General features: G+C 43.5%; 19 protein-coding genes and 1 tRNA gene. 9 read left to right on the top strand and 11 right to left on the bottom strand.

Annotated features, from left to right (window positions below):
- Window positions 1–25: 25 nt before the first annotated feature.
- Complete coding sequence (locus BWI44_RS06175; RefSeq protein WP_195208244.1) at window positions 26–2,383, top strand: amylo-alpha-1,6-glucosidase; 2,358 nt, start codon at window positions 26–28, stop codon at window positions 2,381–2,383.
- Window positions 2,384–2,385: 2 nt separating this feature from the next.
- Here BWI44_RS06175 and BWI44_RS06170 read toward each other — a convergent pair whose 3' ends face one another.
- Window positions 2,386–3,369 carry a GNAT family N-acetyltransferase gene (locus tag BWI44_RS06170; protein ID WP_115501575.1) on the bottom strand — a complete coding sequence of 328 codons (984 nt, stop codon included), beginning with the start codon at window positions 3,367–3,369 and terminating at the stop codon, window positions 2,386–2,388.
- Between the two features lie 176 nt (window positions 3,370–3,545).
- On the opposite strand from BWI44_RS06170, the gene BWI44_RS06165 reads away from it, so the two are divergent.
- The 5 genes from BWI44_RS06165 (at window position 3,546) to BWI44_RS06145 (ending at window position 6,472) form a co-directional block, all read left to right on the top strand.
- The gene (locus tag BWI44_RS06165; protein ID WP_195208243.1) at window positions 3,546–4,082 is read left to right on the top strand and encodes a nitroreductase family protein; all 537 of its coding nucleotides are present in this window, start codon (window positions 3,546–3,548) and stop codon (window positions 4,080–4,082) included.
- Window positions 4,083–4,084: 2 nt separating this feature from the next.
- Entirely contained in the window at window positions 4,085–4,420 is a 336-nt protein-coding gene (locus tag BWI44_RS06160; RefSeq protein ID WP_007664389.1) for a hypothetical protein, read from the top strand.
- Window positions 4,417–5,211 (top strand): Rossmann-like and DUF2520 domain-containing protein, encoded by a 795-nt coding sequence (locus tag BWI44_RS06155; protein ID WP_195208242.1) that lies wholly within the window; start codon window positions 4,417–4,419, stop codon window positions 5,209–5,211. Before BWI44_RS06160 ends, BWI44_RS06155 begins: the two co-directional genes overlap by 4 nt.
- Before the next feature lie 106 nt (window positions 5,212–5,317).
- Window positions 5,318–5,845, top strand: coding sequence for a KdsC family phosphatase (locus BWI44_RS06150; protein WP_195208241.1), 528 nt, complete (start codon window positions 5,318–5,320; stop codon window positions 5,843–5,845).
- A 45-nt stretch (window positions 5,846–5,890) separates the two neighbouring features.
- Window positions 5,891–6,472 (top strand): Maf-like protein, encoded by a 582-nt coding sequence (locus tag BWI44_RS06145; RefSeq protein WP_007664386.1) that lies wholly within the window; start codon window positions 5,891–5,893, stop codon window positions 6,470–6,472.
- 1 nt (window position 6,473) lies between these two features.
- Here BWI44_RS06145 and BWI44_RS06140 read toward each other — a convergent pair whose 3' ends face one another.
- The 9 genes from BWI44_RS06140 to BWI44_RS06100 all read right to left on the bottom strand — a co-directional run bounded on the left by BWI44_RS06140 (window position 6,474) and on the right by BWI44_RS06100 (window position 16,726).
- A complete protein-coding gene (locus BWI44_RS06140) occupies window positions 6,474–7,472 on the bottom strand; it encodes a M20/M25/M40 family metallo-hydrolase (protein ID WP_138291296.1) in 999 nt (332 codons plus the stop codon).
- A 19-nt stretch (window positions 7,473–7,491) separates the two neighbouring features.
- Window positions 7,492–9,681: a tetratricopeptide repeat protein gene (locus BWI44_RS06135; RefSeq protein ID WP_195208240.1), complete on the bottom strand. Its 2,190-nt coding sequence runs from the start codon at window positions 9,679–9,681 to the stop codon at window positions 7,492–7,494.
- 66 nt (window positions 9,682–9,747) lie between these two features.
- Window positions 9,748–10,662 carry a glutaminase gene (locus tag BWI44_RS06130; RefSeq protein WP_007664383.1) on the bottom strand — a complete coding sequence of 305 codons (915 nt, stop codon included), beginning with the start codon at window positions 10,660–10,662 and terminating at the stop codon, window positions 9,748–9,750.
- Between the two features lie 18 nt (window positions 10,663–10,680).
- Entirely contained in the window at window positions 10,681–11,703 is a 1,023-nt protein-coding gene (locus BWI44_RS06125) for a porin (RefSeq protein WP_195208239.1), read from the bottom strand.
- 114 nt (window positions 11,704–11,817) lie between these two features.
- Window positions 11,818–13,077, bottom strand: coding sequence for a phosphoglycerate kinase (locus BWI44_RS06120; protein WP_085930026.1), 1,260 nt, complete (start codon window positions 13,075–13,077; stop codon window positions 11,818–11,820).
- Between the two features lie 87 nt (window positions 13,078–13,164).
- Entirely contained in the window at window positions 13,165–13,839 is a 675-nt protein-coding gene (gene nth, locus BWI44_RS06115; RefSeq protein ID WP_022392808.1) for an endonuclease III, read from the bottom strand.
- Entirely contained in the window at window positions 13,836–15,032 is a 1,197-nt protein-coding gene (locus BWI44_RS06110) for an MFS transporter (RefSeq protein ID WP_195208238.1), read from the bottom strand. Before BWI44_RS06110 ends, nth begins: the two co-directional genes overlap by 4 nt.
- A gap of 133 nt (window positions 15,033–15,165) precedes the next feature.
- Entirely contained in the window at window positions 15,166–16,185 is a 1,020-nt protein-coding gene (locus BWI44_RS06105) for a phenylalanine--tRNA ligase subunit alpha (protein ID WP_286812074.1), read from the bottom strand.
- 310 nt (window positions 16,186–16,495) lie between these two features.
- The gene (locus BWI44_RS06100) at window positions 16,496–16,726 is read right to left on the bottom strand and encodes a hypothetical protein (RefSeq protein WP_007664376.1); all 231 of its coding nucleotides are present in this window, start codon (window positions 16,724–16,726) and stop codon (window positions 16,496–16,498) included.
- A gap of 264 nt (window positions 16,727–16,990) precedes the next feature.
- On the opposite strand from BWI44_RS06100, the gene BWI44_RS06095 reads away from it, so the two are divergent.
- Window positions 16,991–17,677, top strand: a complete 687-nt coding sequence (locus tag BWI44_RS06095) for an energy transducer TonB (protein WP_138291290.1) — start codon at window positions 16,991–16,993, stop codon at window positions 17,675–17,677.
- A gap of 57 nt (window positions 17,678–17,734) precedes the next feature.
- Here the strand turns inward: BWI44_RS06095 and BWI44_RS06090 are convergent.
- Window positions 17,735–17,808, bottom strand: a tRNA-Ala gene (locus BWI44_RS06090).
- Between the two features lie 113 nt (window positions 17,809–17,921).
- On the opposite strand from BWI44_RS06090, the gene BWI44_RS06085 reads away from it, so the two are divergent.
- A complete protein-coding gene (locus tag BWI44_RS06085; RefSeq protein ID WP_044155282.1) occupies window positions 17,922–18,227 on the top strand; it encodes a DUF4286 family protein in 306 nt (101 codons plus the stop codon).
- Complete coding sequence (gene ruvC / locus BWI44_RS06080; protein WP_195208237.1) at window positions 18,224–18,793, top strand: crossover junction endodeoxyribonuclease RuvC; 570 nt, start codon at window positions 18,224–18,226, stop codon at window positions 18,791–18,793. Before BWI44_RS06085 ends, ruvC begins: the two co-directional genes overlap by 4 nt.
- Window positions 18,794–18,811 lie beyond the last annotated feature (18 nt).

Raw genomic sequence — 18,811 nt, 5'->3', positions numbered from 1 at the left:
ATAAAATAGGTTAGTTGCTGTAAATATGATCAACAACAAAGTGAATTTATGCTTTTCGAAGAAAGCTGCGGGTATATTACTCGCAGCTACTTCTTTTTTAGTGATGGCTTGTAGTGAAAATGTAAAAGAGTTGTCTCCGTTAAGTACGCACGAATTAGGCATTGCCATACCTGGCGGCCAGTCGCGTGAGTATTCTTATACAGACAAAAACGGAGGTTTCTATTATGGAATGACCTCTACGGATGATTGGGGAGATTGGTTTGCTGGCTGGAATATTTATGCCAAACGTATCTTTGCCGATTACCGCTTGTATGTGGATGGAGAAAGATTGCTTCGGGAAAATGCCCGTACGTCGGTGTATCCTGACAAATTGGTTCGCAGTTATGAAGAAGCTGTGGAGACATTCTGTCTGGTGGATGAACCGAAGCTGCTGTGTGTTCGTATGGATAGTGTACAAGGGAAGCAGATCTCATTCATGCTGATGGGGGGAAATGTGGTGGATGCACGGAAGGATGGAAATTCTGTACTCTATACAACGAAAGAGTCACCGGAAAATGTAATACGTATAGCATCCGTAGCGGAGGCAGGAATTGAATTTGCAGATAATCTGATAACTGTTCCGGTTGCTGCTGATGGTTTCCTGATTGCTTTTGGTACGGAAGAAGATAGCCGGCAAGCAATAGCCGGTTTCCGTAAAGAAGGAGAGAAGTGGTTGTCTGCACGTAGTCAGCGTATTCAATCCTTACTGGACCATAATCCTTTAAAGACCAATCTGGATTCTTTGGATCATGCCCTTGCCTGGATTATGCTTACCAATGATCAGTTGATCACTCATCAGCACGGTGGTTATGGTATGTATGCCGGTTTACCTTGGTTCACGGACTTCTGGGGGCGGGATATGTTTATTTCTATGCCGGGTGCAGTGCTTTGTACAGGGCAGTTTGATACGGCACGTGATATTCTTGCGTCATTTGCACGTTATCAGGATACCATTTCCACATCTCCTACTTACGGACGTGTACCTAACCGTCTGAATCTGGAAGGTATTCTTTATAATACCACTGACGGAACCCCTCGTTTCGTTATGCAGGTGCACGATTATCTGAAATATACGGGTGACACCGCCTTCGTGAAAGAAATTTATCCTTCAGTGAAGATTGCTACGGATGCTTCTCTTCGCCTGTATACGGACGAAAAAGGGTATCTCACCCATGCGGACGCAGATACCTGGATGGATGCCAAACGTCAAAGCAAGTATCCCTGTTCACCACGTGGCAATCGTGCTGTGGATGTACAGGCATTGTGGTATACGCAATTGACGAATGCTTCGGATCTTGCCCGCTACATGAACCGTGAGGAAGATGCCCAGCGTTGGAATCTTGCCGCGGAGCGTCTCCGCTCAAATTTTGAACAGGATTTTGTAGACACAGCCGCCCGGTCAATCTATGATCATCTGAATACAGATGGAAGTGGGGATGCGCAATTCCGTCCCAATGCTATCTATGCGTTGGATCTGGTTTCTAATCCTGACTTGAAGATGCATGAGACAAGAGATGTCTGGGAACGCCTGGTATATCCGTGGGGAGTATCTTCACTCGACCAGTATGACGAACAGTTTCATCCTTACCATGAGCAATGGTATCGTTATCATAAAGATGATGCTTATCATAATGGTACGATATGGCTTTGGAATAATGGTATGGCCATGCAGCGGATGATAGAAAACGGACAAGCTGACATTGCGTATACTTTGTTCAAGAATATGAACCGTCAGGCACTTGCCGAAGGTGCTGTCGGCAGTTTATCAGAGAATGCGGATGCATGGCCACGTGCCGGGCAGACGTGGGTACGTCGAAGTGGAACTTTCCTGCAAGCGTGGAGTAATAGCGAGCATATCCGTGTATGGAATCAATACTTCCTGGGAATCCGTCCTGATATGCTCAATCATTCCATAACCATTGCTCCGCAGCTTCCTTCTGAATTGAAGGCAGTGGATAGTCGGGTAAATATAGGAGATGGTACATTACGTATGATTATTTCTAAAAACGATGCTAACGGAACTTACCATTATGAATGGACCGGTACGCCCGTAACTCTTAAACTGGATATCGATTCTTATCAGACATTGGATGTTCCGGTCCCGACAGACCACTCGGTAAGGATCAGGACAGAGGGAGCACGTATGACAGTGGATGTCTCTGATGCCTCTGGTAAAAAGGCAGCCAATTACGTAGCAGAACTGGATACACTCAAGCAGGAACAGAAGAAACAGCAAGATGATTATTTCACGAATACTCATTTTGCAAAGCCTTCTTACAGAGAAAATATGAAGAGCATGTCCCGTTACTTTGATCCGCCGTTGACGTATCAGAGTGTGGAATGAATTTATTCGTAAATCTTATTCAGCAATTTGTTCAGCCATTCCCAACGGAAACGAAACCAGCGGCGAGTACTGCTTTGCTTACCGCCGAAGCGTAAGACAAATTCGCGGTAACCATGCTTACGGAAGGGGAGACCGACATCCATAAATTCAAGGTGGCGGTATCCCCGCTGTTTGGCATCGAACAGAGCATACCATACGGCAAGTATGCCTGGATATTGGAGCGCATACGTCTTGCGCATGCCACCGGAGAACCAAAGATAGGCATTATCTTCGGAATAGATGCAGGCACTGCCACCTATGATTTTATCTTTGTAAGTGACAATGAATATTTTGCTTTGTTCCCCTTTCATCATTTCTTCTTCCATGCGTAGGAAGAAGACTCTGCTGGGGAAGTGGCGGCGTATTTTTGAGGAATAAACATGGTGTAGCATCTGTGAGAAAGCACGTACTTCCTCAGGAGTATGAGCTTCACGCACTTCTGTACCATTTTTTAATCCTTTTTTTATCTGACGGATACGTGAGGGGCTGAAACGGCTTTCTACATGTTCGATGCTATGTAGCGAATTGCGTACCCGTAGCCAATTGATGGCGAAGTAACGATTCTTACGAAAAGATTTATACCCAAACAGTGAATTTTCCAGATTGCGGAACTCTATAAGAAATGCTTCCCGCAATGCCTCGGCAGTTAACCGTTGGAGGATTTCGCCAAAGACAAATTCTTTATCGACTGTTTCATCGAAATATTCTCCTGTGCCATAGATTTCACATCTCTTGATGATAGAGGGTGGAAACAAACGAACACTCTTTCGTATTGCCGCCAATAGCTTGGCAACGGGCCTTCCTGCCTCTGATGCAACAATGAGAAGGGGCGTATAACCCGGGGTTGCTTCGTAGATATGAAACAACTCGATGGAGTGAAATGTATTATTGCCCGGCAGTTCCGGGATGTCACTCCCGTGGTAATATGTCGTCAGTTTCAAAGGCATTGACTGCAAATTTAGAAAATAATCTTGTATCTTTGCGTTCTTAAATGGTAATTTAGCGCAATGCGCTAAATTAAGTTACAAGCTACCAGCTACGAGCTACGAGTGCCATTCGGTATAATAGCGCAGCTACTTGTAGCTCGTAGCTGGTAACTCGTAACTTAATAATATTATGATATATGGAAAATTTCAGTGAATTGCTAAAAGTTCGCCGCAGCATGCGGAAGTTTACGGATGAAGAGTTGACACAGGAACAGGTGGTTGTTTTGATGAAAGCTGCACTGATGTCGCCTACTTCCAAGCGTACAAATGCATGGCAATTTATCATGGTGGACGATAAGGAATTACTAGAAAAACTATCACATTGCAAGGCGCAGGCGTCGCAATTTATTGCTGATGCACCGTTGGCAATTGTGGTGACGGCCGATCCGTTAGCGAGTGATGTGTGGATTGAAGATGCTTCCATTGCTTCGATTATTATACAATTACAGGCAGAAGATATGGGCTTAGGCAGTTGCTGGGTACAGGTGCGTGAACGTTTCACCGCTTCCGGTATGCCGTCCGATGAATATGTGCGCGAAGTGCTTGATATTCCCTTGCAACTGCAAGTACTCAGTGTCGTTGCTATCGGACACAAAGGCATGGAACGTAAGCCTTTCAGTGAAGAACATCTGCAATGGGAAAAAGTTCATATCAATAAATACGGAGGAAAGTAACAGTGAGCGCAGCAAAAGCAAACAATAACCGCGATACTTACAGGGCTACGGCTGTTACGTTGATTGTTTTCGGTATACTTTATCTGGTGGACAAATTGATACACTTCTCAAGTATCGGTCTGCCGTGGGTGATGAATAAGGACAATTTCCTCCTTTATACGGCGGTGATATTTCTCATCTTCAAGCGTGATAAGTCTGTAGGGCTGGTGTTGATCGGTTTATGGTTAATACTGAACTTCGGATTGATTACAGCATTACTCGGTACGATGTCTGCTTATCTGTTACCTGTGGCGCTGTTAGTTCTCGGAATTATTCTATATTGGCTGGCTACAAGATGAAAAGAAGTGTACAAGATACGCCGATAGTCTTTATCGGTGCCGGAAACCTTGCGACTAATCTGGCTAAGGCTTTATATCAGAATGGCTTTCGTATAGTACAGGTATATAGCCGTACAAAAGAAGCTGCATGTGCATTGGCGCAGGCGGTGGAGGCTGGATATACAACTGAACTTTCTGAAGTGTCTAAGGATGCCCGGCTATATATTGTCTCTTTAAAGGATGATGCTTTCGTGACATTATTACCTGAAATTGTTGCCGGAAAGGAAGATGCTTTACTGGTGCATACAGCCGGAAGTATTCCTATGAATATCTGGGAAGGTAAAGCATCACGTTATGGAGTGTTTTATCCTATGCAGACTTTCAGCAAGCAGCGTGAAGTTGATTTTCGCGTAGTTCCTTTCTTTATAGAGAGTAATTCGTCTGAAGATACAGAGTTGCTAAAAGCAATTGCTTCTGTTCTTTCGGAGAAAGTATACGAGGCAACTTCCGAGCAACGGAGGAGTCTGCATCTGGCTGCCGTGTTTACTTGTAATTTCACGAATCACATGTATGCCCTGGCAGCTGATTTGCTGAAAAAGTATGATCTTCCGTTTGATGCTATGTTACCTTTGATTGATGAGACAGCCCGTAAAGTGCACGAATTGGAACCGAAGCAAGCGCAGACAGGACCGGCTGTACGTTATGATGAGAATGTGATTAATAAACATCTGGAGATGCTTGCGGGTGAGCCGGAGATGCAGGAATTATATCGATTGGTTAGCGAGAGCATACATCGTTTGCATAACAAGTAATGTTCCGGTGTATAACAAGCAGTGTTTTGAGGCATAACAAGTATTGTTTTACCACATAACAAGCATTATTGTTTTTGATAAATAACCCAACTAAAAACCGAATATAGTGAGTACTATCAATTACGATTTAAAGAAGATAAAGGCCCTTGTCTTTGATGTTGACGGCGTTTTAAGTGCTAACGTTATCCCGATGAGTCAGGATGGCGAGCCTATGCGTACCGTGAACATTAAGGATGGATATGCCTTGCACCTTGCCGGTAAACAGGGGCTGCTATTGGGCATCATAACCGGTGGGCGATCTGAGGCTGTTCGCAAACGTTTCGTGGCTTTGGGAATTCCTTCTGTGGATATTTATATGTCTTCTTCCGTGAAAATCCATGATTATCATGATTTCCGTGACCGTCATAGTCTTAAAAATGAAGAGATTCTTTATGTAGGAGATGATATTCCCGATATCGAGGTGATGCGTGAATGTGGATTGCCATGTTGCCCTAAAGATGCATCAGCGGAAGTGAAGGCTGTTTCCCGCTATATATCTTATGCTAATGGCGGCTATGGTTGTGGCCGGGATGTCGTGGAACAAGTCCTGAAAGTTCAGGGACTTTGGATGGATGATAAAGCATTCGGATGGTAGGATGACGAGCAAATTAATGATTAATAATTAAAAATTAAAGAGGCGGTGTTGGACAATTTGAAAAAGTATAAGGTGATACTTGCCAGTAATTCTCCGCGAAGGAAGGAATTGCTTGCAGGTTTAGGTGTGGACTATGAAGTACGGACTTTGCCTGATGTGGATGAGTCTTATCCTGAGACTTTGCAGGGTGCGGATATACCTTTGTATATCGCTAAAGAAAAGGCGGACGCTTATGTTGCCATGATGCAGCCCGGTGAATTGATGATTACTGCCGATACAATTGTATGGCTGGATGGTAAGGTGCTGGGTAAACCCCGGGATAGGGAAGATGCTTTGCAGATGTTGCGCACTATGTCCGGGCGTACCCATGAGGTTTTCACCGGTGTATGCATAACCACTACCGACTGGCAGCGTAGTTTTACTGCACAAACTGAGGTGCGTTTTGCCACTTTAAGTGAAGAGGAAATAGCCTATTATGTGGATAATTTCCAACCGATGGATAAAGCCGGTGCCTATGGAGTGCAGGAGTGGATCGGTTTTATAGGAGTGGAAAATATCTCGGGAAGTTACTACAACATCATGGGGCTTCCTGTACAAAAATTGTACAGGGAATTATTGAAAGTATAGCTCAATACTCTTTTTCGTTCGCCAGATTCCAAGCATTCAGAAAGGATGCTTTGGTTATCTCCACTATCTTCTCCCAATTCAGTTTGTCTGTATGATCGGAGGGTTGATGGTAATCCGGGTGCCCATCTGTATGATACCAGATAATAGGAACTCCCGCTTTGGCAAAAGAACCGTTATCACTACCGCCTATGGGATTATCCCATGGACGATAGTCGGGTTCCAGTTGGAGGTTGTATTTCTTTATATCTTCTTTTAGCCATTTTCCAAAAGTCGGATTGGCCTCCGTATAGAAATAAACTACATGCATGGGTTGTTGTGGCTTATTATTGCGACCTATCATGTCGAAGTTCAGATATCCTTTGATTTGCGAAATGAACGGACAGGTTTGTACAAAGTATCTGGAACCCAATAATCCTTTCTCCTCACCATCCCAGAAGGCAAAAATAATATTTCGTTCCGGTTGTTTGCCGCTGGTAATGAATGCTCTGGCTATTTGCAGAACGGCTGACACACCGGAAGCATTATCATCAGCACCATTATAAATCTGATCACCTTCAAGAGCAGGATCTATTCCCAAATGATCAAAGTGCGCACCGACAATAGCATACTCACTGGTGTTTTTACCGGGGATCATTCCCAGTATATTCGTCATAGAGAGCTTCTGATGTACTTCTCTTTTGAATAAGGTTATTGAATCGGGGTGTACCTCTAGCTTTCCCCTTTTCTGGCGTTCTCTTCTGTATGCTTCAAAAGGTTGAAAATAACTGTCTCCCACCGGTTGTATTCCCATTGCCTGAAGCAATGAAGCAATATATTGGGCAGCTATCTTTGAACCATGATATCCGGCTTCCCGCCCTTGTAATTCATCATGAGCCAGAAAACCGATATATGCTTCGGCAGATGTCCGGTTTATGCTTTCCAGTCCTTTCTCTACAGGACTTTGTGCTGCTGCCAGATAGCTAAGGCAACAGAATAGAGCCAGGATACAGTATTTCTTCATCAGCTACTTATTTATGTCTTTACTCAATCATATCCAGCATTAATGGAATCTCTTCTCCTGCAATACCTTGTTTGAGAAGGCTGTTCCGGTCTCTGTCGAATATTTCAAGGAAAGCATCTTTACTTCCGCTTTCTGCCATGGCCTTGCCATATAGTCCGACTGCTTTTTCTATGTTTCCCAGTACCCAGGCCACGTGTCCGGCATTGAGATAGTCCGTAGCAAGTGGCTTGGCGGCAAGGAGTTTATCGTAATACTTCATAGCCTGTTCATGCTTACCACTGACAAATGAACACCAGCCAATGCCGCGCCATGCCTTCATACAGTCGTTTTCCAGGAAGTCTAACTTGAAGAAATATTGCAGGGCATCGTCATACCTTTTTTGTTCTGCCAGGCAACTACCGGTATAGAACAATACATTGCGATTTTCCGGTTGAATAGTTTCTACGCGATGATAGTATTCCAAAGCTGCATCGAAATTCTTCATCTGGCGGTAACAAGTAGCCAGGTGGCGAAGTGTCCACAGGTGATCGGGCTTCAGCATATCAGCTTTCTGATAAGCGTCCACAGCTTCCTGATAGCGTTTCTCCTTTTGCAGGCAGAAACCTGTCTTTTGGAAAATGTCCGCATTGGCCTGTTTTCGATCTATTAATATCCGGTAGAGCTCCAAAGCTTCTGCTGGATGCTCCTTGCTGAAGTGGAAGTCGGCAACCGCTACTAATAATTCGGGAGCACTTAACAGTTCTTTCAGTACCGGATTGCGGTGCAATGCAATCTCTTCCTGGAAGATATTATGAAACTCGAATCTGCGTTGGCTAAGTTTGAAGAAACGGTATAAATCGTGAATGTACTGGTTACTGATAACATCAGGCCGTTCAGCAAATTGTTTCAGGCTGGCACTGTTCTTTTCTTCCATAAAGTCGCTTTGATCCTGAGGGGTCATCTGACTTAGCATCATGTCACGTTGTCCTTGCGGAAGTTGTGCAATAGTGAAGCAAAATGAATACTTATCACTGTTGCAGAAGAATCCTGATTGCAGGATGATGGAGAGGACAGAACTTTCATCACTCTGGTTCAAACCTACCTGATGGATAATGCTGGAATGCATCCGGTCGAAAGGATAGAACCAATTATGTGGTTCGCGGAAAAAAGGATACCCTTTGAGTTGTGCGAATGTGCTCATATAGACATCTGCTCCTTCCAGTTGCAGATCGTTCATCTCGCGTATTTTATCTCCCAAACCCGATTGCTCGAAAGCTTGTTCCCAGTCGGGATTGCGGTCGTTTTCATCTGTTTCTTCAAAACCGAACTTCATGTTGCGCATGATATTCACGTTCTTCATCATTTCGGGAATGATTTCTTCCCGCATCTTTCTGTCAATCTTCTCCGTTTCCTGGCTACGAAGTAGCTGGATATAAATACGGTTCACCTGTTTGCTGAAGTTCGGGTCTTCTCTGAAAAGAGAAATACGTGCTTCCAATTCTGGATAAAGTGCAATGCGTGAAGGATAGAGATGCAAGGTAATAACAAGTCCTACCAATGCTCTCTGATTGATTTGCGGATTGGTATGGCGAAGCCCGTCGAGCAACCAGTTTACTTTGCGCTCATCGAAACACTCCATTAAACTGAGTGTGACAGCACTGACAAACAGGCATAAGTCATTGGTTGGCAATGTCTCCGAACGAAGCATATCTTCTGCCTGGGCAAATTCTTCCAAAGTCCAACTGCTGTTGCTCCAGGTAGTAAGAAACATTACCTGGTGTGTCTCTTCATGTCGTCTCAGGATAGCGTCCAAGCCTTGGTAGTTTGCTAACTGTGATACAGCCATTTCATCTGCAAAGCCTTCCAGTATCTTTTGCAGGGTAGAAATGCCATAAGCTTTCGGAAGCTGCTTGGGATTCCTGCGCAGGGAGTGGTAATAGTGGGTGGATATTTCATCTAATAATGCAATACGTGTCTGGTCGGCAATCTCCCATGTATCAGCCAATAGCTGGCGATACAGTTTCTGCCGTTCAGGGTCTTTCATACCCAGTTTCATATATTGCAACATATATTGATAAGAAGTCTGGATTTGTTCCAGTCGGTTACGCAGACTCCAGTCGTTACCATTATATAAGAAAGCATCCAGTTGAACAAGAGCTTCTTTCAGCCGTTTATCTTCCAATAAATTGACTATTTGGTTATATTGTTTTTGGATGGATTGTTCATTCATATTCAGTCCTTTCTTTAATACTTTATTAATATAAGGTACAAAAATGATGCCAAAAAGTTCGGGGACTTAGAAAATACTGATAGCTGTTTTGGTAGTCAGTAATTCAAGGGCTTTCATCCCCATTACAGAGTTACCTTTAGGGTTAAGTCGCGGACTCCATACTGCTACCGCATACTTACGTGGGCAGACAGCTGCAATACCGCCACCAACACCGCTTTTCCCGGGTAACCCCACCAGATAAGAGAATTCCCCAGCTTCATCATAGAAACCGCAAGTCTGCATAATGGCATTGATACGTTTTACTTGTGAAGTCGTCAGTTCGATTCCATCAAAACTGAACGGTCTTGTATGATCAGCGAAAGGAAGGAAAGAACGTGCCAGTTCCCGGCAACTCATACCTATGGAACATTGAAGGAAATAAAAGTGAAGTACCCGCTCAATATCGTTTTCTATATTTCCATGATATTTCAGCATATTGGTAATGGCTGCATTCAGATAGCCATATTCACGTTCGGAAGTTGCCATACCTTCATTATATTGAATCTGGTTGTTGCCGCAGAGTTTTCGTACGAAAGCGAGATAATCCTTTTCCGGATCATCGAGTACTGAAAGCAGGATGTCTGCCATTACTAATGCTCCCGCATTGATGAGAGGATTGCGGGGAATCCCTTTCTCCATTTCCAGCTGGAAAATGGAGTTAAATGCATTACCGGATGGTTCTACACCTATACGTTTCCAGAGTTCATTGCCCATCCGGCTGAAACTTATCGCAAGAGAGAATACTTTCGAAATACTTTGTATGGCAAAACGCTCGTCACTGTCTCCCTGGGCATATTCTTTTCCTTCAATAGTACGCAGGCAAATACCATAGCGATCAGGGTTGACTTTCAGCAACTCAGGAATATAGCTTGCCGGTTTACCCATTTGGGCGTATGGCTGTATCTCCTCGTATATTTCTTTCAGAATTTCGGTGTAGTCCATGGTATATAAGGTTTTTCTTTAGAAACGCACCTGCAATTGAGCTTGCAGCAGATTACTGTTATCTCCGATATGGCGGTTGCAGTATGTATACTGTGCCTGTACCCTGCATTTAGGATAGAACCAATATTGTAAACCTACTACATAATTACTTTGCTTATCATCAAGTATTTTGCTCTTATTAAGATAATCATAAGATGCTATTACATCTACTTTCGGGAATACATGTGCAGATGCTGTTACATAATAACCGTCACTTTTGATACGTCCGTCTTTTCCGGCCAAGTATTCCGTGCGTACATCCACCGGTTTAGTTTTAATGACTGCACCTGCCGACCAACGGTTACGGGTATAGTTTTCGCCTACCTGTATATCGGGAGTGAGACTGGATACGGCCACAGCACATCCTTTCCCTTTTACAAAAGAACCACCTACAGACAGCCAGTCGAGTGGATGAACCATCAGGCTGCCTACAATATCCTTCTGGTTGTTTTTATCTTTCAGGTTGATACCTTGCCCATTCATTACCGCAAGATTATAGTTCACCAGTTTTCCAAACAGATCACCATAGATCAGGAGTCCCATATCACGTCCGCTACTGGAACCATACAAAGGATCACTGCCATTGATACCAGCCAGATAATTGACAGATTGCGAGTAGCAGTTAATTAGTTCCACATAGCAAGGAGACATTGGGTTTTCAATGGTATACATGGTTTTGAATTGTCCGATGCGGGCAGTCAGTTGCGGGAGGAATTTATATTCGGTATATGCTTCAAGGATTTTTCCAGTATTGGCAAAGCTGTACATGAAGTAGCACAACCAACGGTCGGTAATTTTACCTTGTGCCATGAAGATAACCCGCTTGATGTCGAACGTATTACTGCTGCCATCAGCATCATCGTAAGTATAACCCACCTGTGCATAACCGGAGAGGCTGATACGATCTTTGAGCGTATTTACTACGTCGTTCAAACATGCATCTTGTGCTGTTGCTATCAGTGCGGAAAGTAGGAAAGCAAAGGATAACAAAGTTCGTTTCATTTCTATGATAAATGTGTTAGGAAAGATAAATGATCGTTTACTATAAAAATATAAGATTAAAAAAGGCAACCCTTCTTTTCAAAGAGCTGCCTTTTGGTATGATAATGTTTATTCTTATTCGTTGATAGCAGCGATACCCGGAAGAACTTTTCCTTCGATTGCTTCAAGCAATGCACCACCACCTGTTGAAACATAAGAAACACCGCTTGCCAAGCCAAACTTGTTAACGCAAGCTACAGAGTCACCACCACCTACAAGTGAGAATGCACCATTCTTAGTAGCCTCTACGATAGCCTCGCCTACTGCACGTGAGCCATGAGTGAAGTTTTCGAATTCGAATACGCCTGTCGGACCATTCCACAAGATAGTCTTAGAGTTTTTGATAACGTCTGTGAAGATTTTCTCTGTTTCAGGACCGATATCCAGACCTTCCCAACCATCAGGAATTTGGTCAACCGGACAGAACTTAGTGTTAGCATCGTTAGAGAAAGCGTCAGCAATTTTTGCATCAACAGCCAATACCAAGTTTACACCTTTTGCTTTTGCCTTTTCTATCAGTTCGAGGGCCAGATCCAGTTTGTCATCTTCGCAGATAGAGATACCGATCTTACCACCCATAGCCTTGGTGAAAGTATAAGTCATACCACCTGCGATGATCAGGTTATCAACCTTACTCAGCAGATTTTCGATAATTTCAATTTTAGAAGAAACTTTAGAACCACCCATGATAGCAGTGAACGGACGTTTGATGTCATTCAATACTTTATCAACAGCTTTCACTTCTTTCTCCATCAGGTAACCGAACATTTTGCTGTCTTTGTCGAAATATTTAGCGATCAAAGCTGTAGAAGCGTGTGCGCGGTGAGCTGTACCGAAAGCGTCATTTACATAGCAGTCAGCGTAAGAAGCCAATTTTTTGGTGAATTCTTTCTGGCTTTCTTTAACGGCTTTCTTAGCAGCAGCTTTTTCTTCGTCTGTAGCGTCTTCAGCCAAACCACGGGGTTTGCCTTCTTCTTCAGCATAGAAACGAAGGTTCTCGAGCAACAGCACTTCACCCGGTTGCAGAGCAGCAGCCTTAACAGCAGCTTCTTCGCCCATACAGTCGTTAGCGAATTGTACGTCAACACCCAATAATTCGGAAAGATGATTCAGGATGTGTTTCAGTGAAAATTTGTCAGCCGGACCTTTCGGACGACCGAGGTGAGAACCAATAATTATACTACCACCGTCAGCCAGAATTTTCTTCAACGTAGGAAGAGCAGCACGCATACGGTTATCATCTGTAATGTTGAAGTTTTCGTCCAGAGGTACATTGAAGTCCACACGAACGAATGCCTTTTTACCGGCAAAGTTGAATTGATCAATTGTCATAATACTCTATTTTATTTAAAAGTGTTATTAATTCGTTTTCGTGAGCGCAAAGTTAGCATTTATTTCTTTCTTTTGCTATGAATCCGTCGTTTATTCTTTATCTTTCGGCTTCTCTTTGCTAACTTTATACTTCTCGCAATAGTATTTGCACATCAATTGCAAACCGCACTTATCACATTGCGGTGTACGTGCTTGGCAGACGTATCTTCCATGTAAGATAAGCCAGTGATGCGCAATGGGAATATCCGCTTCCGGGATATTTTTCACCAGTTCTTTCTCTACACTGAACGGCGTGGTACATGCGTCCGAAACCAGTCCGAGGCGGTGGCTTACACGGAACACATGAGTATCTACTGCCATTGCGGCTTTGTTAAATACAACGGATTGGATGACGTTTGCTGTCTTGCGTCCTACACCGGGTAATTTTATAAGTTCTTCCAGTGTATCGGGCACTTCACTGTTGAAGTCTTTCACCAACATTTGTGCCATACCCACCAGGTGTTTTGCTTTATTATTAGGATAAGATACGCTACGGATATATTCGTATATTACTTCCGGTGTACTGGCAGCAAGGACTTCCGGGGTAGGGAAGTCGCGATACAACGGTGGAACAATCATATTCACCCGCTTGTCTGTACATTGGGCAGAGAGGATAACTGCTATCAGCAGTTGGAATGGAGTTTCGTAATGCAGTTCCGTTTCGGCTACGGGACGATTCTCCCGAAACCAGGCAAGAATTTTTTCGTAACGTTCTTTTTTTCTCATCGCAATTTATTTTTATGGTAATGAGGAGCCACTTTTCCATTGAAGTAGAGCATAGAAACAATGGTGAGGCAAGCCCCGAACAAATAAGCTTTATCAAAGGTGCTGACTTCCGCAATATATCCTCCTGCCAGCATACCGATACCAATGCCTACATCCCAGGAAGTCAGATAGGTAGAAGTGGCAGTACCACGTTGACTGTTGGGGGCGAGGTTGACAAACAGGGTGTTGTAAGCCGGAAACATGATACCGAAACCTACTCCCAACAGCAGGGCTACGGCAAAGAAAACAACAGTACATAACAGGTTGTTCCAGCTGATAAGATATACACACGCTGAAAGCAGGAAGAAACTGAATACTACGAGATACAGTCCGGCAGAGATAACCTGTGTTATCTTACCCCTGTCCACTATCTTTCCGGAGAAGATACGCGAAATAGCCATACCTATAGCCATGAAGGTAAAAAAGAACCCTGTGGTGGCATTGATACCGATCTGCTTGGCATACATAGCCACATAGTTCGTTGTCATTCCATAAGGAATCGAAAGCAGTAACAAGCTGATGCCTGCCGGAATACCTTTCAATAATATAAAGCGATCAAGAGAAATCGGTTCTCTCTTCACAGGCGGTTTATAAGGTGTTTTGACAAGAGAGGCACAAACGAAGCCTGCCATACATGAGCCCAGTGAGCAACAGAATATGGTTGTGAAACTCATTCCTGCATCATGCAGGAACAATCCGGACATCGGGCCTACCGCCATTGCAATGTTATTCGAAAGTCCATAGTATCCTAATCCTTCTCCGCGTCGTGAAGAAGGCATGATGTCGATGACCACTGTGTTACCGCCTACGGTTACCATTCCGAACGATACGCCCTGTATGATACGGAACAGTATGAATAACGTAAGCGAACCGGCAATGATGTATCCGGCAAACATGGTCATAAAGATACAATAAGCCATCAGATACAAAGGCTTACGTGCAAAGCTATCCAAAAAGTAACCGGAAAAGGGACGGATACATAAAGCTGCTACAGTATAACAAGAAAGAATAATGCCGATTGTTGAATTTCCGGCACTGAATACTTCGGACAGGTAGAATGGAAGTACCGGTATCAGCAACCAGAAGCCGAAGTACAGCAGGAAGTTGGCTGCAAGAATAAAACAATAGCTGGGAGTGACAAGTCTATCTTTCATAATGGGCAGCTTGAGTAAGAACTAAGAAAATATATCCGGGCGAATGATTATGTATCGCCTACTGGTTTTGTGATATCCGGAATGGCATATCATTGTAGGAGCGGATAATCATTCGCCCGGTATATGTCGGTTATTAGTAAGCGGCTTCGAATTCTTTCAGGAATCTTGTGTCGTTTTCAGAGAACATACGAAGGTCCTTCACCTGGTATTTCAGGTTCGTAATACGCTCGATACCCATACCGAGGGCATATCCGCTATATACTTTACTATCGATGCCGTTGCTTTCCAATACATTCGGATCTACCATACCGCAACCGAGGATTTCAACCCAGCCGGTATGTTTGCAGAACGGACAACCCTTTCCACCGCAAATGTTACAGCTGATATCCATTTCCGCACTGGGTTCCGTGAACGGGAAGTAAGACGGACGCAAACGAATTTTAGTATCTTCACCGAACATCTCTTTGGCAAAGAGTAACAAAACCTGTTTCAAGTCGGTGAAAGATACATCTTTGTCTACATACAAAGCCTCAACCTGATGGAAGAAACAGTGTGCACGGTAGCTGATGGCTTCATTACGATATACACGTCCCGGACAAATAATGCGGATAGGAGGTTGTGAAACTTCCATTACGCGGGTTTGTACGGATGAGGTGTGTGTGCGCAATACAATATCGGGATGAACTTCAATGAAGAAAGTATCCTGCATATCGCGTGCAGGGTGATCTTCGGCAAAATTCAATGCAGAGAAGACATGCCAATCATCCTCAATTTCCGGGCCTTCGGCAATGCTGAATCCCAAACGGGCAAATATATCGATGATTTCGTTCTTTACGATGGTGAGCGGGTGGCGCGTACCCAATTCTATCGGATAAGCGGAACGTGTGAGGTCAATATCATCACAGCCTGTATCCTGACTTTCGAACTGTTCTTTCAGGGCAGCAATCTTTTCCTGTGCCTTGTTCTTCAGTTCATTCAGTCTCATGCCGACTTCTTTTTTCTGTTCGGCAGCCACGTTACGGAAATCCGCCATCAAGTCATTGATTGCACCTTTTTTACTAAGGAATTTGATGCGGAGCGCTTCCAGTTCCTCGGCGTTGGCAGCTTTCAGTGCTTCCACTTCTTGCAGAAGCTGGTTGATTTTATCTATCATATCGTCGTTATTATTTATTTCCGAAATACATAAAACGGTGCAAAGATACAACTTTATCATGATTCCGGTTGCAATCTTTTTATAAAATTAATCGGATACAAGGAAAAAGGCTATATGTGATGTGGAAATGAATTTATTCCCGGAGGTTTTGCAGGTCTGATTCTTACCTATTCCCTGTCTGCTCCGTACATAGTCCGTGTCTAAGAACAAGGAGAAGGTACGGAGTTGGTACGGACTTGACACGGAGTTGGTATGCCTCAGGTATTTTCCGGCTTTTTTATATGTCTTGTTATACTGACGGTAGCGGAGGTTAGTTAGCCTCTTCTTTATGCTTCTTTAGTGCTTCTTGATAAAGCTCTTCCTGCAATACACAGAATTCTGCCACCAGCTCAATAGAAACACATCCCTCATTTTCATCTTTTGCATTATTCATCAGTTGCTCGATTTCCTTAGAGAGAGAAAGATAGCGTTGCACCTTTGAATCATAAGGGCTTAGTGTATTCAGTATGATTTCACTTTTCCCTGATTTTGTTTGTTTCATCTTTAGAATTAATTAGTCCGACAAAGGTAACTGTTTTTTTACTAATCTTAAGCATTCTGCCGTAAATAATCTTTTTGCTAAGCAATTTTGTCAAACAGATATTAAAAAAGCATATTTATGAATCTCTCCGATAACAACTTAACAGTTATTCAACTACCTTTAATACAGAAAATAGTGGCCACAAGTGTTTTCGTATTACTAACAACATCTGTATAATGTTCAATTTTAACAAGTAAACATTATGCGGTAACTAATTTGTAAACTATGGAAACCAAAAAAACACCCAAAGCAAACCTGGAAAACAAGAGGCCAACGTGGCTGCTTGTCGGTTATGTAACTGTACTCGCCTTCATGTTCGTTGCATTCGAATGGACTCGTGATGTCAGGGTTGATACGAGTGGTCGTATCACCGAGAATGTATTTGAGCAGGACATGGAGATCCCTCTTACAAGGCAGCCTGAAGTAACTCCTCCGCCACCACCTCAGGTAACTCCTATTAATGATGTTTTGACGATAATAGATGATGACGATACTGCAGAGGAAACTAATTTTGCCTCTTCGGAGGAAACAGGTGAAGATGTAGTGATTAAGCACATACCGGTTACAGTGGATGAAGAAGTGGTGGTAGAAGATGACATTTTTGTGATTGTGGAAGAAAATCCGCAATTTCCTGATGGGGGCACAGCCGGGCTTTTACAGTACTTGGGCAAGAATATCAAATATCCTACTATTCCACAAGAGAATGGAACTCAGGGTCGTGTAACGGTGCAGTTCGTTGTTAATAAAGACGGAAGCATTGTAGATGTGAAAGTGATAAGAGGTGTCGATCCTTATCTGGACAAAGAAGCAGTCCGTGTAATTTCTACTATGCCGAAATGGATACCTGGTAAACAGCGTGGTGTGCCTGTACGCTGCAAGTTTACAGTACCTGTGACGTTTAAACTACAGTGAAACAGTGATGTAAAAATAAAAAGCTGCATTCGGTCTTGAATGCAGCTTTTATTTTTGTGGAGAGTATCGGACTCGAACCGATCACCTCGACACTGCCAGTGTCGCGCTCTAGCCAGATGAGCTAACCCCCCCCTTTTCGATCTTTCGCTAACGTTTGCGAGCTTTCTCTTGTTTTGGTGGCGCAAATATAATGCATTATTCTGAAATAATTGCTATGTTTGCGAAACAAATTGAAAGAAAAAATATGCTGATCTATAATACAACCTATCAAGTGGAAGAAGGACAGGAAGATAACTTCCTGATTTGGATAAAGGAATTCTATTTACCCGAAGTAGAGAAAACCGGTGCATTGCATACGCCGCGTATTGTCCGTGTACTGAGCCATCGTGAAGAGGGCAGCACATGCTATTCCCTTCAGTTTGAAGTGGAAAACTCCGCCATTCTGCATCGCTGGCACATGGAGCAAGGGGTGAAGTTGAACGATGAGCTGGTTAAAATATTCCAGGATAAGGTGGTTGGCTTTCCTACATTGATGGAGGTAATTGAGTGATACAACCGGTTAAAGAAAAGATTATTTTAGGTATCGACCCCGGTACTACCATTATGGGATATGGAGTGCTGCGTGTGGTGGGGACAAAGCCTGAAATGATTGCTATGGGTATTATTGACCTGCGCAAGTTTGGTGACCATTACCTTAAACTACGCCATATACACGAACGGGTGTTGAGCATCATTGAGAGTTATTTGCCTGATGAACTTGCTATTGAAGCTCCCTTTTTCGGTAAGAATGTACAATCTATGTTGAAGCTGGGGCGTGCTCAGGGAGTTGCTATGGCTGCTGCCCTCAGCCGTGATATCCCTATTACGGAATATGCCCCTCTTAAGATAAAAATGGCTATTACTGGAAATGGCCAGGCTTCCAAGGAGCAGGTAGCAGATATGTTGCAACGTATGCTTCACTTTGCAAAGGAAGATATGCCTACATTTATGGATGCTACGGACGGGCTGGCTGCTGCTTATTGCCATTTTTTGCAAATGGGGCGTCCCACAGTAGAGAAAGGATATCACGGATGGAAAGACTTTATAGCCAAGAACCCGGATAAAGTGAAGAAATAAAATCTGATATTTAATACT

This window comes from Bacteroides sp. Phil13 (assembly GCF_001940965.1).
GTDB lineage: Bacteria > Bacteroidota > Bacteroidia > Bacteroidales > Bacteroidaceae > Bacteroides > Bacteroides intestinalis.
This window is presented reverse-complemented; position numbering and strand designations above follow the sequence as displayed.

Excerpts from the sequence above, each read along its gene's own strand:
- BWI44_RS06110 (WP_195208238.1), bottom strand. The coding sequence starts at position 15,032 with ATGAAAGATAGACTTGTCACTCCCAGCTATTGTTTTATTCTTGCAGCC.
- BWI44_RS06165 (WP_195208243.1), top strand. The coding sequence starts at position 3,546 with ATGGAAAATTTCAGTGAATTGCTAAAAGTTCGCCGCAGCATGCGGAAG.
- BWI44_RS06130 (WP_007664383.1), bottom strand. The coding sequence starts at position 10,662 with ATGGACTACACCGAAATTCTGAAAGAAATATACGAGGAGATACAGCCA.
- BWI44_RS06140 (WP_138291296.1), bottom strand. The coding sequence starts at position 7,472 with ATGAAGAAATACTGTATCCTGGCTCTATTCTGTTGCCTTAGCTATCTG.
- BWI44_RS06095 (WP_138291290.1), top strand. The coding sequence starts at position 16,991 with ATGGAAACCAAAAAAACACCCAAAGCAAACCTGGAAAACAAGAGGCCA.
- BWI44_RS06100 (WP_007664376.1), bottom strand. The coding sequence starts at position 16,726 with ATGAAACAAACAAAATCAGGGAAAAGTGAAATCATACTGAATACACTA.
- BWI44_RS06170 (WP_115501575.1), bottom strand. The coding sequence starts at position 3,369 with ATGCCTTTGAAACTGACGACATATTACCACGGGAGTGACATCCCGGAA.
- BWI44_RS06085 (WP_044155282.1), top strand. The coding sequence starts at position 17,922 with ATGCTGATCTATAATACAACCTATCAAGTGGAAGAAGGACAGGAAGAT.
- BWI44_RS06155 (WP_195208242.1), top strand. The coding sequence starts at position 4,417 with ATGAAAAGAAGTGTACAAGATACGCCGATAGTCTTTATCGGTGCCGGA.
- BWI44_RS06175 (WP_195208244.1), top strand. The coding sequence starts at position 26 with ATGATCAACAACAAAGTGAATTTATGCTTTTCGAAGAAAGCTGCGGGT.
- BWI44_RS06125 (WP_195208239.1), bottom strand. The coding sequence starts at position 11,703 with ATGAAACGAACTTTGTTATCCTTTGCTTTCCTACTTTCCGCACTGATA.
- BWI44_RS06105 (WP_286812074.1), bottom strand. The coding sequence starts at position 16,185 with ATGATAGATAAAATCAACCAGCTTCTGCAAGAAGTGGAAGCACTGAAA.
- nth (WP_022392808.1), bottom strand. The coding sequence starts at position 13,839 with ATGAGAAAAAAAGAACGTTACGAAAAAATTCTTGCCTGGTTTCGGGAG.
- BWI44_RS06135 (WP_195208240.1), bottom strand. The coding sequence starts at position 9,681 with ATGAATGAACAATCCATCCAAAAACAATATAACCAAATAGTCAATTTA.